15 protein-coding genes are annotated in these 16,040 nt (G+C 56.0%); 6 read left to right on the top strand and 9 right to left on the bottom strand.

What is annotated here, in order from left to right; translation table 11 throughout:
• Positions 1-255 precede the first annotated feature (255 nt).
• From AC07U5_RS22330 to paoA, 4 genes are all read right to left on the bottom strand, one after another.
• Positions 256-1,137, bottom strand: coding sequence for an XdhC family protein (locus AC07U5_RS22330; protein ID WP_313557576.1), 882 nt, complete (start codon positions 1,135-1,137; stop codon positions 256-258).
• 101 nt (positions 1,138-1,238) lie between these two features.
• Positions 1,239-3,434, bottom strand: a complete 2,196-nt coding sequence (gene paoC, locus AC07U5_RS22325; protein ID WP_312930905.1) for an aldehyde oxidoreductase molybdenum-binding subunit PaoC — start codon at positions 3,432-3,434, stop codon at positions 1,239-1,241.
• A gap of 2 nt (positions 3,435-3,436) precedes the next feature.
• A complete protein-coding gene (locus tag AC07U5_RS22320; protein ID WP_042615730.1) occupies positions 3,437-4,387 on the bottom strand; it encodes an FAD binding domain-containing protein in 951 nt (316 codons plus the stop codon).
• Positions 4,384-5,019 carry an aldehyde dehydrogenase iron-sulfur subunit PaoA gene (gene paoA, locus AC07U5_RS22315; protein ID WP_062597803.1) on the bottom strand — a complete coding sequence of 212 codons (636 nt, stop codon included), beginning with the start codon at positions 5,017-5,019 and terminating at the stop codon, positions 4,384-4,386. Before paoA ends, AC07U5_RS22320 begins: the two co-directional genes overlap by 4 nt.
• Positions 5,020-5,331: 312 nt before the next feature.
• Here paoA and AC07U5_RS22310 point away from each other — a divergent pair, with 312 nt between their 5' ends.
• Entirely contained in the window at positions 5,332-6,654 is a 1,323-nt protein-coding gene (locus AC07U5_RS22310; protein WP_062597804.1) for an adenylate/guanylate cyclase domain-containing protein, read from the top strand.
• A gap of 44 nt (positions 6,655-6,698) precedes the next feature.
• Here AC07U5_RS22310 and AC07U5_RS22305 read toward each other — a convergent pair whose 3' ends face one another.
• A complete protein-coding gene (locus AC07U5_RS22305; protein WP_062597768.1) occupies positions 6,699-7,586 on the bottom strand; it encodes a LysR family transcriptional regulator in 888 nt (295 codons plus the stop codon).
• A gap of 211 nt (positions 7,587-7,797) precedes the next feature.
• On the opposite strand from AC07U5_RS22305, the gene AC07U5_RS22300 reads away from it, so the two are divergent.
• The 5 genes from AC07U5_RS22300 to AC07U5_RS22280 all read left to right on the top strand — a co-directional run bounded on the left by AC07U5_RS22300 (position 7,798) and on the right by AC07U5_RS22280 (position 12,678).
• A complete protein-coding gene (locus AC07U5_RS22300) occupies positions 7,798-8,919 on the top strand; it encodes an MFS transporter (protein WP_376782027.1) in 1,122 nt (373 codons plus the stop codon).
• Entirely contained in the window at positions 8,819-10,096 is a 1,278-nt protein-coding gene (locus AC07U5_RS22295; RefSeq protein ID WP_494724339.1) for an alpha/beta hydrolase, read from the top strand. The genes AC07U5_RS22300 and AC07U5_RS22295 overlap by 101 nt, the downstream gene beginning before the upstream one ends.
• A gap of 84 nt (positions 10,097-10,180) precedes the next feature.
• Positions 10,181-10,927: an SDR family oxidoreductase gene (locus tag AC07U5_RS22290; protein ID WP_313557539.1), complete on the top strand. Its 747-nt coding sequence runs from the start codon at positions 10,181-10,183 to the stop codon at positions 10,925-10,927.
• 78 nt (positions 10,928-11,005) lie between these two features.
• On the top strand, positions 11,006-12,196 hold the full coding sequence (locus tag AC07U5_RS22285; protein WP_062597770.1) for a (R)-mandelonitrile lyase: 1,191 nt from the start codon (positions 11,006-11,008) through the stop codon (positions 12,194-12,196).
• A gap of 71 nt (positions 12,197-12,267) precedes the next feature.
• Positions 12,268-12,678: a cyclophilin-like fold protein gene (locus AC07U5_RS22280; protein ID WP_062597771.1), complete on the top strand. Its 411-nt coding sequence runs from the start codon at positions 12,268-12,270 to the stop codon at positions 12,676-12,678.
• 359 nt (positions 12,679-13,037) lie between these two features.
• Here AC07U5_RS22280 and AC07U5_RS22275 read toward each other — a convergent pair whose 3' ends face one another.
• The 4 genes from AC07U5_RS22275 to AC07U5_RS22260 form a co-directional block, all read right to left on the bottom strand.
• Positions 13,038-13,934 carry a fructose bisphosphate aldolase gene (locus AC07U5_RS22275; protein ID WP_494724327.1) on the bottom strand — a complete coding sequence of 299 codons (897 nt, stop codon included), beginning with the start codon at positions 13,932-13,934 and terminating at the stop codon, positions 13,038-13,040.
• 107 nt (positions 13,935-14,041) lie between these two features.
• Positions 14,042-14,857, bottom strand: a complete 816-nt coding sequence (locus AC07U5_RS22270; RefSeq protein ID WP_113260189.1) for a GNAT family N-acetyltransferase — start codon at positions 14,855-14,857, stop codon at positions 14,042-14,044.
• A gap of 39 nt (positions 14,858-14,896) precedes the next feature.
• A complete protein-coding gene (locus AC07U5_RS22265) occupies positions 14,897-15,370 on the bottom strand; it encodes a nuclear transport factor 2 family protein (RefSeq protein WP_013637152.1) in 474 nt (157 codons plus the stop codon).
• The gene (locus tag AC07U5_RS22260) at positions 15,367-15,990 is read right to left on the bottom strand and encodes a pyridoxamine 5'-phosphate oxidase family protein (protein WP_013637151.1); all 624 of its coding nucleotides are present in this window, start codon (positions 15,988-15,990) and stop codon (positions 15,367-15,369) included. The genes AC07U5_RS22265 and AC07U5_RS22260 overlap by 4 nt, the downstream gene beginning before the upstream one ends.
• Between the last annotated feature and the right edge of the window lie 50 nt (positions 15,991-16,040).

Genomic DNA, 16,040 nt, shown 5'->3' with positions numbered 1-16,040 from the left:
GCCACGAGTTAAAGCGATAATTTCCTTACGTTTTTATTGCCATTTCGTTCTCCCGGCGGGACCAGCGTGCCGAGACTGGGTGTTCTTGCAGCGACATTGTACCTGAGCATCCATGTTATCATTCGTCCAAGGAGCCAAATGGCGCCATTAGAACGCACGATGTGGTGAAACCGCTCTGACCCAACAACCTTCAACACAAGGCACAGATCACAGGAGCTGATACTCAAGCCTGTTCTCGAGGGCCGATCTACGCGCTCATGGATATGTTTTCAAACGCCTGGCTGCAATGTCGGCCAGGATCGAAAGTCCGAGGGTAGCTGCGTCTCGAGCTGGCCCGAATATGCCAATAGGCGCAGTAATGCGATCAATCTCACTGGCAATGTATCCAGATCTTGAAAGGCCCTCGATGCGTCGGCGATGTGTATTCAGGCTGCCCAAGGTGCCGATGTAAAACGCTGAAGATTGAAGGGCGATATCTGAAACTTTCCTCTCTTGATCGAGGTCGTGATGGAGGAGAATCACTGCGGTGTATGCATCTATCTGCTCATTCAACTCAGTCGAGCATTCACTTTGCTCAGGTGGAATTACATCATAGCCAGAAGCGACCGCGAGTTTCCGAACGCTTTCCGTCTCGTTCTCTTGCCCAGAAATAATGACGCGGGTGACTGGTCGATAGACAAGATAGACGTTCCCATCTTTCACTCCTGCACGTTCAGGCGGTTCAATGGAGGTCAGTGTCTGTCGTTCGGGCTCGTATTTCAATCCCGCAGATTTGCGCTGCGCCAGGCTTTGAAGCACATGCTCGATAATATCGACCGATCGCAACACATGAATGGCGACCGTGATGCCACCACCGCACGGCAGCACGATATCGAGGAACGGGGAACCGTCGCCGAAGGACACCATGCGGTCAGATTGCGTCTCCATGGCTAAAAGTGCTTCGGCGGCAACTGCCGCTTCGACACAGCCGCCTGACACATAACCGGAGAAACGACCATCTGCCGTCACCACCACTTGCGATCCAAGCGTGCGAGCTGCTCCCCCTCGAATGTCAACGAGTGTGACAAGCGCAACGGGACCTTCCCGGTACGCTTTGACGGCGAACTGAAGAATGTCGCGAGGATCGTCACTCGACATGGCCCTCACGGGGGTTGGAAGCAATTTCCTGAAAACATCGATCACCGAAAATATCCTCTTCAGGGAAGACGGCAGGCCCTCGAGACCTGCCGTAAGATGCGTTACGCGACATCCGGAAGGCCATCGAGCAGCTTGTCGAGCGTGATCGGATAATGGCGAACCCTGACGCCACTTGCATTATAGATGGCGTTTGCAATCGCTGCCGAGACGCCACACAGGCCGAGTTCGCCGATACCCTTCGCCTTCATCGGCGAGGACATCGGATCGGTCTCGTCCATGAAGATCACCTCCTGGTGAGGTACGTCGGCGTGAACAGCGACTTCGTAACCGGCAAGATCATGGTTGACGAAGAAGCCGCAGCGCGTATCAACTGCAAGCTCTTCCGACAGCGCTCCGCCCACGCCCATGGTCATCGCACCGATGACCTGGCTGCGGGCAGTGACCGGATTGAGGATTCGCCCGGCAGCACAGACCGCCAGCATACGGCGGATCCTGGTCTCGCCCGTTGCGACATCCACGCCTACTTCGACAAAATGCGCGCCAAATGTCGATTGCTGATGCGTCTCGGTAAGATTGCCCCACTGCATCGTATCCTCTGCCACAAGGCCCTCGGAACCAGCAGCCTCGGCAAGCGACACTGACCGGCTGGCTGACCAAACCTGACCATTTTCGAAGACCACGTCTTTAGCGTTCAAACCGAGTTTCTGCACAATGGCGTCGCGCAGCTTCACGCATGCGGCGTAGACACCGGACGTCGAAGAGTTGGCACCAAACTGTCCACCAGAACCAGCCGACACGGGAAAGCGGGAGTCACCCAGTTGCACACCGACCTTGTCGATGGTGACGCCCATCATCTCGGCTGCGGTCTGTGCAATGATGGTGTAACTGCCCGTTCCAATATCGGTCATATCGGTTTCGACCGTCACAATACCCCTGTTGTCCAGCCGGACTCTTGCACCAGACGGCAGTACCATATTGTTGCGAAAGGCAGCGGCAACACCCATACCAATCAGCCAGTTGCCTTCACGCCTCGATCCGGATGCGCGCCGTCTATCCCAGCCAAACCGCTCGGCACCAAGCTTGAGACAGCCGACAAGATCGCGATGGGAAAAAGGCCGCTCGGGATTTTCCGGATCGACCTGCGTGTCATTGATGATCCTGAACTCGATCGGATCGATACCGAGCTTTTCCGCCATTTCATCCATCGCAACCTCAAGAGCCATAAGACCTGGCGCTTCACCTGGTGCTCGCATGGCATTGCCCTCCGGCAGATCGAGGGTTGCCAACCGCATCGCGGTCATTCGGTTTTCGCCGGCATAAAGCAGCCGTGTCTGCAGCACGGCCGCCTCTAGCTGCCCGCCAGCCTGATCACCAGACCAGCTCTCATGCCCGATGGCTGTTATTCGTCCATCGCTCTGTGCACCGATGCGGACGCGCTGGATGGTAGCCGGACGATGGGTCGTATTGTTGATGACGAACGGGCGCGGCAATGCAACCTTGACCGGCCGTCTGGCAGCCTTTGCACCAAAGGCTGCGAGTACCGCATCTGCGCGCAGGAACAGCTTGCCGCCAAAACCGCCGCCAATGAATGGCGACATCAGGTGGATCCTCTCCTTATCGATATTGAGCGTCGTCGCAAGGTCGGAGCGCCACCAGTCGATCATCTGGCTCGACGTCCAAAGCGACAGATCTTCACCATCCCAGGCAGCGATGGACGCATGTGGCTCCATCATGGCGTGGGACTGATCAGGCGTGGTGTAGGTCTCTTCGCAGGTCACAGCCGCCGCCATGAAAGCAACGTCGAAGTCGCCGGCAGTGGAATCGGGATCCCCTGTTTCTGGTTTGATCGCCGAGTCCATGACCTTGCCCAGCTCGAAGCTTCCTTGTTCCTCGCTGTAATCGACCTTAACGAGAGCCGCTGCCGCACGAGCCTGCTCGAACGTTTCGGCTACGACGATCGCGATCGCCTGATGAAAATGCTGTATCTGACGACCGCCAAAGAGCCTCACCGTGTTGAACTTACCCTTCGTTCGCTCACCGACATCAAGGGCAGTGACCACTGCGATGACGCCCAGCGCCTTTTGAGCAATGGTCGTATCGATGGACTTGATCGAACCCTTGGCTATCGCCGAACCGACAGGATAGCCGTATGCGTAGCGCGTTTCCGGATCGTGCCATTCATATGCGTATATGGCCTTACCGGTCGTTTTCAGTTGCCCATCGATACGAAGAATTGGCTTGCCGACAACCTTCAACTGGTCAATCGGATTGGTGCCTGCTGGTTTATCGAACTGCATGGTTAGCTCCTTGCTTGGGCAATGACCGCACTCAAAGCGCGTTCGACCAGTTTAACCTTGAAGCGATTATGTTCGGTCGGTTTTGCATCCGCAAAAAGCACGGACGATGTTGGCGAAGCTCCCTTCGGCAGCTCGGCATCTGCCTCGTCGATGCGCCATGGCTTGTGGGCAACGCCCCCAATTGCAACACGCCCTGTACCGTCTGGCTGGATTACGGCGCCAACCGAAATGATGGCAAAAGCGTATGATGCTCGGTCGCGGACCTTGCGGTAGATATGTTGTCCACCAAGCGGCTTGGGAAGGATGACGGCGGTGATGAATTCGCCCCGCTCCAGACTGGTCTCTATATGCGGCGTTTCGTCAGGTAGTCGGTGGAGTTCAGCGATGGGTATGACATTTTGACTGCCATCCGGCTTGACGGTTTCCACGACCGCGTCGAGAACCCGCATGGCGATTGCCATGTCGCTTGGATGGGTCGCGATGCAGGTATCACTGGTGCCAACGATGGCATGGAGGCGACTAAAACCGCCCATGGCTGAACAACCGCTGCCCGGCTGGCGCTTGTTGCATGGCTGGTTGGTATCGTAAAAATATGGACAGCGGGTGCGTTGTAGCAGATTGCCGGCAGTGGTTGCCTTGTTGCGTAGTTGTCCTGATGCCCCGGCCAGAAGAGCCCGCGACAGAACCCCGTAATCGCGACGGACCGTTTCGTGCGCAGCAAGCTCGGTGTTGCGTACCAGCGCACCGATGCGCAGGCCGCCTTCAGGCGTGGCTTCGATCTTGTCGAGGCCGAGACCGTTGACGTCGATTAGATGCGTTGGTGCCTCGATCTCAAGCTTCATCAGATCGAGCAGGTTCGTACCACCTGCGATGAACTTGGCGTCTGGATTTGAGACCGCGGCCTTGACGGCGATGTCGATGGATGTTGCGCGCTCGTATGTAAAGGCTCTCATACTTTTATCCCCGCAGCTTCGGCAATCGCGTCGATGATGTTGGAATAGGCGCCGCACCTACAGATGTTACCGCTCATTCGCTCGCGGATTTCTTCAGGTGTGATGCTCGCCTGGGCGGTCAGATTACTCGTGACGTGGCTTGGAATATTGGCCTTAAACTCTTCGAGCAGGGCTACGGAGGAACAGATCTGCCCAGGGGTGCAATACCCGCACTGGAAACCGTCATGCTTGATGAATGCTGCCTGCATGGGATGCAGCTCATCGGGTTTTCCGAGCCCCTCGATCGTGACGACGTTGTCACCCTCATGCATGACAGTCAGCGTCAGGCACGCGTTGATACGGCGGCCGTCTACCATGACGGTGCAAGCACCGCATTGCCCATGGTCGCACCCCTTCTTCGTTCCTGTGAGATGAAGGTGCTCGCGCAGCGCGTCGAGCAGCGTCGTCCGGTTGTCGACGTCGAGTGTCCTGCTCTCACCATTGACGGTCAGGGAAACCTTAGATGCCAGTTTTCCTTCCTCATGTGGCGACTGTGCAATCGCGTCCCCGGCCACACCTGTCACTGCAACTGTTGCGGCTGAGGATATGAGCAGGTTTCGACGTGAAATTTCAAGTTGAATAGGGCTTTGCATCGTCGGCTCCGCTTCGCTTTATGTTGTGTCGGGCGCGGAGAAACCACGCCAGAGTACAAAGTAATGGCGCATCGGAAAATGATTAGGTGACTTTATCCACTTGGACTTATCGGCTCTGGACATAAATGTCCGACCTGATCGGTGCACCATTGATGTTGGAAATCCATAAGTGCATGCCGCGTTCTCGGACTAATCCTGGATGATCGGCTGACATATAGTGCGATACGGTTCGACAAGCCTGAAAATTAATCCTGTCCTATCCCAGCTTGTCGCCCGCCTCGGTTTGAGACAGGAATGGCCCACTGGAAGAAAATGATTGAAAAAGCCGCATTAGACCTATCCAAAACGACCGCAGATGCGCTGCGAAAGGCCGAACGTGCGGGCTTCAGGATCGCCGTGTTAGGCCGCACCGTGGCCGTTATGGCGCTCGCGATCAGTTTCTTGCTCAGCTACTATTACCCCATCAATCTGGGAATCTTCGGCATAACCACGCTCTTTGCCCTCGCAGGCCTGACGTCGCTTGCGGCGATCCGCACGCGCTACGAGAAGCCTGCCAGATTTGCGCTCTTCGCCTTCGATGCATCGTCCGTGACTGTCTTGCTCGCATTCGTACCCTTGAGCAGCGGCGGCGAAATACCACAGAACCTCGTGTTCCTGACAAGCTCGGTGCAGCACTACTATCTCGTCGTTGCCGCCGCCGTTCTTACGCTTTCACCTCCGCTCGTTCTGTGGACGGGAGCGTGGGCAGCAGGCGGACTTCTCTTCGCAACATGGTGGATCATGTCCGGAATGGCGCAAGTTATCACCTATGCCAGCCTTCCCATTTCCCCAACGCGGGATGTTTATCTAAACACCGTGCTCAACCCAGATTTTCTTGGCCTAGCGTCAAGGGTTCAGGAAATGCTGATTGTCCTTCTGGTCACCGCCATTGCGGCGCTGGCGGTTCACAGAGCAAGACGGGTTGTAAGCGATCACGCCGAGGCCAGAGCGAGTGAGCGGCGCGTTCAAAAGATCTTTGGCCGGTACGTTCCAGCGTCCGTCCTTCGCGAGCTCCTCGATGAAGGACATTTGGTTCCCCAGACCAGGCTGGCAACGCTTCTTTTCGTCGACATCAAGGGATTTACCAGCCTTTCCGAGGGGTTGCCGCCTCTGAGACTCGTCAGTTGTCTGAACGCTTTCTTCAGCGCCGTCACTGATATCACCGACCAAAATGGTGGGGTCGTGGTGAATTACATCGGGGATGCGGTGCTAATATCCTTTAATGCGCCGCTTCCCGTTTCAGATCACGCCGAGCGCGCACTCGCCGCATCCCGGAACATTTTGAAAGCTACGCGAGATCAGCAGTTCGACGGGCTTGAGATCAGCATTCGGATCGGAATTGCCACAGGGCTGGTAGCTGCCGGAACAATAGGCGCTGACGATCGTCAGACGTACACGGTATACGGAGATGCGGTAAATCTGGCACAGAGGCTTCAAGAGTTGAACAAAACGACAAAAACCGATTGTCTGATTTGTGAAGCGACGGCACGTCAGGCAGGCCGTCACCTCGCCCTGACGAGCCTTGGGGTCCATCCGATTCGCAATCTGCTTTCACCTGTCGAAGTCTTTACATTCACAGACGGCAACTCGAGGTAAACGGCACGGCATTTTGGGCTCGACAATTCGGGGTGATTGAAAATTCAAGCCCTCAAAGCATCAACGACAACCTTGAATGCAGGTGAGTTCTGCCGCCTGCTTGGATAGAATAGGTAGTATCCTGTAAACATCGGAGACCAGTCATCAAGGATTTGTATCAATTGTCCCGATGCCCGCTCTTTTTCAACGAGACTTTCTGGCACATAGGCGATGCCATATCCGGCAACTGCTGCATCAATCATCGCGTATGACGAATTGAACGTCAGTTGCCCCTCAACACGGACCCGGACTTCTCTGCCGTCCTTTTCGAACTCCCATGCATAAAGCCCACCCGCTCGCGATTGCCGGTGATTGATGCAATCGTGACCCACCAGTTCTTGCGGCGTCGAGGGCGTTGTCCGGGTCTCCAGATACCGGGGAGACGCGACTGCAACCAACCGCCAGTCTGGGCCGATGCGAACAGCGATCATGTCCTTGTCCAAGCTTTCACCCAAGCGGACGCCTGCATCGAACTTCTCTTCAACGATATTCCGAAACCCATTATCACTGTTCAGCTCGACCTTGATGTCGGGAAACTCGTGCAGCACGGATCGCAGTTTAGGCCACACGACGCTCTCAAGTGCATGATCGGAGAGTGTTATCCTGACCGAACCAGATGGTTTGTCCCGGATCTCCATCAGAGCATCGATCTCGGTTTCGATTTCCTCGATGCGCGGTGCCAGTGATCTAATCAATCTCTCACCGGCTTCCGTCGGAGCGACATTGCGCGTTGTCCGCGTCAGAAGGCGAAGACCCATCCGAGCTTCAAGTTTTTTGATTGTGTGGCTGATCGTTGATTGCGAGGTACCAAGTTTCGCCGCCGCTTTGGTAAAGCTTCGCTCCTCTGCGACTGCCAGAAACCACAGCATGTCATTAAGATCTTCCCGCTTCATGGTGGCCTCTGCCGTCATTGATTGATGTCATAAGTCGATAAGTCCAAGCGAATTGCAATGGCTAATCTTAATATTGCGCCCGGCATATAGTGGCGCCATGACACATCAAGCTTTAACATCATCCGACTTCGACAACGGTGACAATGGCGCTGCAACCCCGGTGGCACAGACGTCGCATGAACTCAAAGCAGCCTGGGGAGCCGTCTTTTCAATGGCCTTGTGCGTGGCCGTTTTGATTGCCTCTGAGTTCATGCCAGTGAGCCTCCTCTCACCGATTGCAAACGAACTGGGCGTGACGGAAGGTCGTGCCGGCCAGGCCATCTCGATCTCCGGGGTGTTTGCCGTCTTAACCAGCATTTTCGTCGCGGGACTGGTGCGCAGGTTCGACAGGCGGATAGTTCTCGCCGCGTTTTCGTTGATGCTGGTGCTCTCGGGAGCGATCGTGACGGTCGCTCCTAACTATACCGTCCTGATGGTTGGGCGCGCTATGCTCGGTGTCGCCATCGGCGGGTTCTGGTCGATGTCGACCTCGATCGTCATGCGGCTGGTACCGGAGGATTCCGTCCCCAAGGGCCTTGCCATGCTAAACGCAGGCAATGCGATTGCAGCAACGATATCCGCGCCGCTGGGAAGTTTGCTCGGGAGCTATATCGGCTGGCGCGGCGCATTCTTTACCGTCGTCCCTCTGGCACTTGTGGCACTGGTTTGGCAGTGGATTAGCCTGCCGTCGCTTCCGCCCCGCCGCCACGAGGGTTCGTCGAATGTTTTCAGGCTGCTCACCCGGCCTCAGGTTGCCATCGGTATGATCGCGATCCTGTTGCTGTTCATGGGTCAATTCGCCCTGTTTACATATCTGCGCCCATTTCTCGAAACCGTCACCGCGGTCTCGATATCGACGCTCTCGCTCCTGCTTCTTTTGATGGGTGCGGCAGGCGTCGCCGGAACCACGATCGTCAGCCAACTGCTGCACAAACACCTCTTCCTCATTCTGGGCACGATCCCTCTCATCATGGCGATCTTTGCCGTGGGACTGATCACGTTCGGATCGTCTCCCGTCCTGACGGCCATTCTTCTCATCGGCTGGGGCCTGTTCAGCACGGCCGCTCCCGTCGGCTGGGGCACCTGGCTCAGCCGCACCATGCCTGACGATGCGGAGGCAGGCGGTGGGCTGCAAGTCGCAACCATCCAGCTTGCCATTACGCTGGGCGCTTCGATCGGCGGCGTGCTGTTTGATGGCTACGGCTGGTCGACCGCTTTCCTCTTCGCAGCAGGGCTGCTTGTTGGTTCGTTCCTGCTCTCCATCGCTGCATCGCGTTTCTCGACACGCCCCTAAACCGTCACGGCGGTTATTCCAAGCAATGCACCCAAGTGAAATCCAGCTCATCACCATTCAAGGACACAAGCAAATGATCAATCAAGATCAAGACGACACGAGAACGCAGAAAACCGCCATCGACCGCCGCGGCCTACTCAAGATGACAAGCGCTGGCGTCGCTGCCCTCGGGGCGATGTCCATTTTCGACGCAACAATTGCAAAGGCTCAAGACATGTCCAACGGTGCCTCCAATTTCTACACCAGTGATAAGGTGACCCTGCAGAAGGTCACATTCAAAACCCAGTATCAGACAAATGTCGCCGGCAATCTTTTCCTACCCAAGAACCTCGACCAGGCGTCGAAGAACCCGGCGATCATCGTGGGCCACCCAATGGGTGCGGTCAAGGAACAGAGCGCGAATCTTTATGCCACCAAGATGGCCGAACAGGGTTTTGTCGCGATGTCCATCGATCTGCCTTTCTGGGGCGAAAGCGAAGGACAATCGCGCAATCTGGTTTCTCCGGAAGCCTATGCCGAAGCCTTCAGCGCCAGCGTCGATTTCCTTGGCTCGCATGCCTTCGTTGATCGCACCAATATCGGCGCCATCGGTGTCTGCGGCAGTGGAAGCTTCGTTATCAGTGCGGCCAAGATCGATCCTCGCATCAAGGCGGTCGCGACCGTCAGCATGTACGACATGGGCGCTGCTTTTCGAGATGCATTGAACAAATCGCAAACAGTCGAGCAGCGTAAGCAGTTCATCGCTACTGCCGCAGAACAGCGCTGGGCCGAGGCAGATGGCTCCAATATCCAGTACATCGGTGGCACCACACTGGAACTGGCGGCTGATACGGATCCAATCCAGCGTGAGTTCTATGACTTTTACCGGACGCCTCGCGGTGAATTCACGCCTGAAGGCGTGGCAAGGGAGACGACGACCAAGCCGACCCTGAGCAGCAGCGTCAAATTCATGAATTTCTATCCGTTCAACGACATCGAGACGATCTCGCGCCCGATGCTGTTCATTTCCGGAGACCAAGCCCATTCGAAGGAATTCAGCAAGGATGCTTACAACCGGGCGTCCGAGCCAAAGGAACTGGTCTGGGTCAAGGGAGCCGGCCACGTCGATCTATATGACCGTGTCGACCTCATCCCGTTCGACAAGCTGAAAGGCTTTTTCGATCAGCATCTGGCGTAGGCAAATCCATCGCAGGAAGTGGCTATTTGTAGCGGGGTTGCCGCTGCCACTGCCCCGTATCTGCCTCTCGAAAGGAGACCTGGAATGACTGACAACATCGCCGCCAAAACCATAGTCATCACCGGAGCATCAAGCGGGATGGGAGCGGCAGCCGCCCGTCTCCTTGCCGCCAAGGGCGCAAATGTTGTCCTCGGTGCGCGTCGTGCCGACCGCATCGATACACTTGCCGCCGAAATCATCGATGCTGGTGGCAAGGCGACTTCTGTCACTACCGATGTGACGAGGCAAGATGACCTGCGGACGCTGGTGGACACTGGCGTGGAAATCTACGGACGGATCGACGTGCTCATCAATAATGCGGGCATCATGCCACTCTCTCCGCTGGAGAGGTTGAGGGTTGATGAGTGGGACCAGATGATCGACGTCAATCTCAAAGGTGTTCTCTACGGCATTGCCGCAGCACTACCGCACATGACAGCCCAGAAATCCGGCCACATCATAAACGTGTCCTCCGTTGCAGGCCACAAGCTTTTCGGCGGCTCGGCTGTGTATTCAGCGACCAAGTTCGCCGTGCGGGCGGTGTCCGAGGGACTAAGGCAGGAAATGGCTCCGTACAACATCCGCACCACGATCATATCTCCGGGCGCTGTCAAAACGGAACTCCTCGAACATATCAATGAGAAAGATGTGCAGAAAGCGAACCAGGACTATGTTGGCCAAGTCGGCGTGCCAGCCGAAACCTTCGCCCGGATGGTCGCCTTCGCGATCAACGAGCCCGAGGATGTTGCGATCAATGAGATCCTTTTCCGTCCCACAGCTCAGGAACTTTAAACCTTGAGCCGCAAACCGTCCTAAGGGCCGCAGTCACGACGGCCCCGAAGTTCATGACAGTAATTGAAGGATACCCAGATGAAGAACATTGCCGCAAGCATTGCCATCTCGGCTCTCGCCGCAACAGGAGTGGAAGCCCAGGAAGAGCGAAGAAGGGTTGCTCCTCCAGCCGTCTACACGGTCGCACCGGGGCTTGGCCATTTCACGGATGACGTACTGTTCGGTGAGGTTTGGGAGCGAACCGAACTTGCGCCTCGCGACCGCAGCCTGGTTACCCTTTCGGCGATTGTGTCTACCGGTAAAACCGAGCAGATCGCTGCTCATGTGAGCCGTGCTTTAGATAACGACGTGAAGCCCGGCGAGATCGGTGAGCTCATCACGCATCTAGCGTTCTACTCGGGCTGGCCGAATGCAATCTCTGCCGTCACAGAAACAAAGAAGGTCTTCGATGAGCGCCAGATTGCACCTTTGAGCAACAGCGAAGCGACACGCATTGAATTGGAAGTCGCAGCCGAGGCCACTCGAAAAGCGACGGTCGATGCCGCCGTTGCGCCGACAGCGGCGGCGCTGGCCGACCTTACCAACCGTGTGCTGTTCGGAGACTTGTGGCAGCGACCAGATCTTTCAGCGCGAGACCGGAGCCTTGTCACGATGGCCGCCCTTGTCGCGGTTGGTCAGCCGGAGCAATTACCGTTCCACGCCAACCGCGCGATGGATAACGGATTGACGCCGCCGGAAGCTTCCGAAGTACTGACACATGTTGCATTCTACTCTGGCTGGCCGAGAGCCATGTCCGCCGTGCCCGTTCTCGCCCAAGTCTTGGAAAAAAGAAGAGGAACTAAGGTGAACACTCCTCAGGCAAACATCACGATCACTCGCGCACGCGCCGGTACCGCGCCAGCTCCTGTTGATTACTTCACGGGCAGTGTCCATATCTCGACCCGTTATCAAGCCGACGCCCCTGCGCGCATTGGCGGGGCCACGGTTTCCTTCTCGGCCGGTGCCCGGACGGCATGGCACACACATCCTCTCGGACAAACCCTGTTCATCGTGAGCGGGCGTGGCTGGGTACAGAAGGAAGGTGAGCCAGTTCAGCAGGTCGGCCCTGGAGACGTTGTCTGGATACCACCGCTGATCCGGCATTGGCATGGCGCCTCAGCTAGTGAACCGATGAGCCATTTCGCGGTTGCCGAGGCGCTCGACGGAAGCGCTGTCACCTGGATGGAGAAGGTCTCGGACGAGGACTACGCCAAGGGCGCCGCAGAGTAGAACCAAAACTATCGCCTGCGGGGTGGATGCCCACTCCGCGCTAAATGCAAAATCGAAACGGAGACGAACACGTGCCTAAGACAATATTGGCCTCTGCTGTCGTCGCACTGGGATTGACGGGACCTGTCATGGCTCAAGAAAGCATCCGGATTTCCTCAGCATGGGGCGAAGTCACCGCCACTCTCGCCGACAACGAAGCCGCCACATCGCTGGCGCGGATGCTGCCATTGACGATCGAGATGTCCGACCATCTCCGCCAAGAAAAGACCGGAAACCTGCCCTCTGCCCTGCCTGAGCTAACACGACAGCGAGACTTCTCGGTCGGAACGCTCGGCCTGTGGAGTGCCGATCATTTCGTGATCTATTATCGCAGCGGCCGCGTTCCCGCTCCGGGCATTATCATCCTCGGGCAGACCACCGGCGATGTTTCGATATTCGACCGCCCAGGGCCCATCACTGTAAACCTGGAAAAGACTGATTAGGATATCTCAAGCATCGGACCCGTTTGAAGCAGCTTACCTCAAGCAGCAGGCAAAACGACAGCTGTTGTAGTGTCAATTTCATTTGCGCAAAATGACTGAAGCCATCGTTGCCTAGCTCTTGAACGGATTCGAACTCTCGGCATTTCTTTGTTTTTGAAATCTCGAGGTTATTCAACTCCTTGGCTCTCTAAACCGAGATGATGGACTACTGTGTGAGCTAAAACCGCAGACATTTGCCGGTAGGTGACGAGTGTTGCGTGAAGGCAAATATGCCGTCGATGTAACAGGGAACGGGCTCCGAATTCACCTTTGTCTTCAGTCGTATTCTCGGGTGCCCCGCGTCACGCGTTCTCGCCTTCCTACGCACTAGCTAGATATATCTCTTCAATGTTTTGAGAGAGATTTCGGTCGAATTCAGCGTCTCGCATGGAAACGCGTAAATTCTCAACCAGAGCCCGCGAGAAGCTTCCGATTACGCCGGTGTTCTCTCTGAGTTTTTCGCAAGCGACCTTTAGACTGTAGCCTCCGGACAAGGCAAAAACTCGAGCAACTTTGGGATGCTCGACAAGTGCTGCGTAGAGATCCGGCTGAGTTGGCAGGGTAAGCTTCAATATGACCTGCGTTCCATGCGCAAGCTCCGAAAGATTCTTCAGGATTTCTTTGACCAATATCGCTTCGGCAATCGCCTTATCCGGGCTATCGACGAGAACCTCAGGCTCGAGAATCGGGATCAATCCGTTCTTTAGGATCGTCGAGGCCACCTCAAATTGTTGCCTCACAGCTGCAGAAATCCCTCTTTCGGACGCTGAACGCACGACCGAGCGCATTTTCGTCCCAAGGATTCCTTTTTCAAATGCGCGCTCAAGCAAATTGCCAAGATTTGGCATGGGCTTCATCAACTGAACGCCGTCATGCTCCGCTTCACGACCACTGTCGACCTTCAAAAACGATAGGATCCCTCTATCTTCCCAAAGATATGCCGGGACCGATTTGGCGCCGATGAAGTTCTCCATGGTGTGTTCGAATAAGATGGCGCCAATCACACGCTCGCTCGAAAATCCGGGTGCAGTTATTATCCTCACGCGCATTTCATGGATAAGCTTCAACATTTCCGCGTCGCCCTGATAAGCGGTGTCGGATATACCGTATGAGCGTAAGGCGTCTGGGGTGGACCCTCCGCTTTGATCTAGTGCTGCAATGATTCCCGATGCTGAAGTCAGCCGGGCGGCCATTTCTATGCGGGTTTCCGTATTCATTCGTACTGTCCCTTCTTCAGATCGTACAGAAATTTGAGGAGTAACGCAGCGAGTAGTCACCGTACGTCCTTCCACCAGTGCTCACCCGCCGGGGGCAGATCGCTATCTTACAACTTAAAATTCTTGCGGTGATATGCGTGCCGGAAGCCTACTTTCCTAAGGTTATCAAAGGAAATATTGGGTTCTCCCTCTGCAGGTGCCAATGTCTCAACGGCAAATGTCGACACGCCGTTGCAGAGCCCATGTTCGATACGACTTTTGATGAGCGCCTTTTGAATGCCGCGATTTCGAAACTCCGGAAGTGTGGTGCCGCCGCCTAGCCATGCGTAGGTTCCGGACTGGTACATGGTGGCAGTGCCGACTGGATTGTCACCATCCAAGGCGAAAAAACACGACCAGCCTACCTTTCCGACGATTGCTGACCACAACCTCGTCAGGGTCGATGGAAAGTTGAAGCCTTTGCACACCATCGATCCAAAGAGCACGGCTTCCTCAATATGAACGTGTCGCGTTCGGATCGAGTTGGGCTCCGAAAGGTTCGCTGATGAGCCGTCGTAGACAAGCTTCGCCCAGCCGACACCATATTCAAGCAGACCCTTGGCGAGGATCCAGTCTTTAGTTCGGGCTGGAGCGCGGTCCATATTTACCTGAAGAAACCGGTTTCCGCTCTTCCCCTTCATCCACCCATAGGCTTCCTCAAGATCATTCACGGAGTTTATCCCGAGTACACGGTTCAGACCCATGGCTGGCGCGCTTGGCAGCGATATTGCGCATCCACCGTTGATGGGCAGGCATTCAAAATGCTCTTCGGATTTGAGCGTTGCCGGTGAGACATTGTACAGATCGACGAAGGCTTTGACCTCGATAGCCTCTTCTTCTGTCGGAGACGAACGTTGTGAAAAGTGCGAATTCAAAATGACCATGTGGCTGTCTTCGACTGATGGAAATGGAAATGAGGTCGATCAGAAACCAAGCTCGCTGAGCCCCGGGTGATCATCGGGCCGACGACCGAGGGGCCAGTGAAAGCGACGGTCTTCCACGCGGATTGGCAGGTCGTTGATGCAGGCGTATCGCTTGCGCATCAGGCCACTATCATTGAACTCCCAGTTCTCGTTGCCGAAAGATCGGAACCAATTGCCGCTGTCGTCATGCCACTCATATGCAAACCTGACGGCAATCCTGTCGCCGCCGAACGTCCACAGCTCCTTGATCAGACGGTAGTCGAGCTCCCGGCGCCACTTTCCTGCAAGGAAAGCGATGATAGCCTCCCGGCCACTAACGAACTCGGCGCGGTTACGCCACTGACTATCAGCCGTGTACGCCAACGCAACCTTGCCCGGGTCCCTGCTATTCCAGCCATCTTCGGCAAGCCGCACCTTGTCGGCAGCAGTCTGCGATGTAAACGGCGGTAGAGGCGGTCTTTGAGCGTTGGTCATTCGGATTTACCTTCTAATCTTGCCCGCAACGCTGCATTTTCAGCTTCGAGCTGTTGCAGCTTCTGACGTAGTGGTGCGACTGCTTGCTCAACTTGCTGTTCGGTGTAGCGGGGGATGATGTGCTGGGGGCAGTTCCAGTCGTATGCTTCGAGCCGAAGCTTGAATATCCGCTCTGCACGGCCCCTATACGTCGGATCGGATACGAGGTCCGTTAGCGATGGATCGGCGTCGAGCGTCAGCCGCTCGACGTGGGCATAGACTTTGAGCCGGGTCCGTCGGACATAGTCCATGAGAAACAGACAGGCGCGGTCGTTGGCTGCGAAATTCCCTGCGCTGATGTATTGGCGGTTTCCGCGATAGTCGGCAAATGCCATTGTTTGGGGATCAACGACCTTGAGGAAACCGGTTTTCCCTCCGCGATGTTGAACATATGGCCAACCCGTCTCTGACACAGATGCGATATAGAAGCTGTCGCGCGTGGCGATGAAAGCGATCTCGTTCTCCGTCAAAGTATCCGATGGCCGATCGTTCTCGCCCAGCCATATCTGGTCCACCCCCATATCCGCCTGCGCGGCTCGGACGCTTGGCGTGACGGCGACTTCCAGAAAGTGGTACGGCATACCTCGTCTCCATACTTGAGTAGGCCCGCATCAGCGAACAATGCGGGCCT

This window comes from Agrobacterium sp. GW821-FHT02D03, assembly GCF_059421725.1.
Note: the sequence above shows the minus strand (reverse complement) of the source record. Positions and strands in the feature narration are given on the sequence as shown.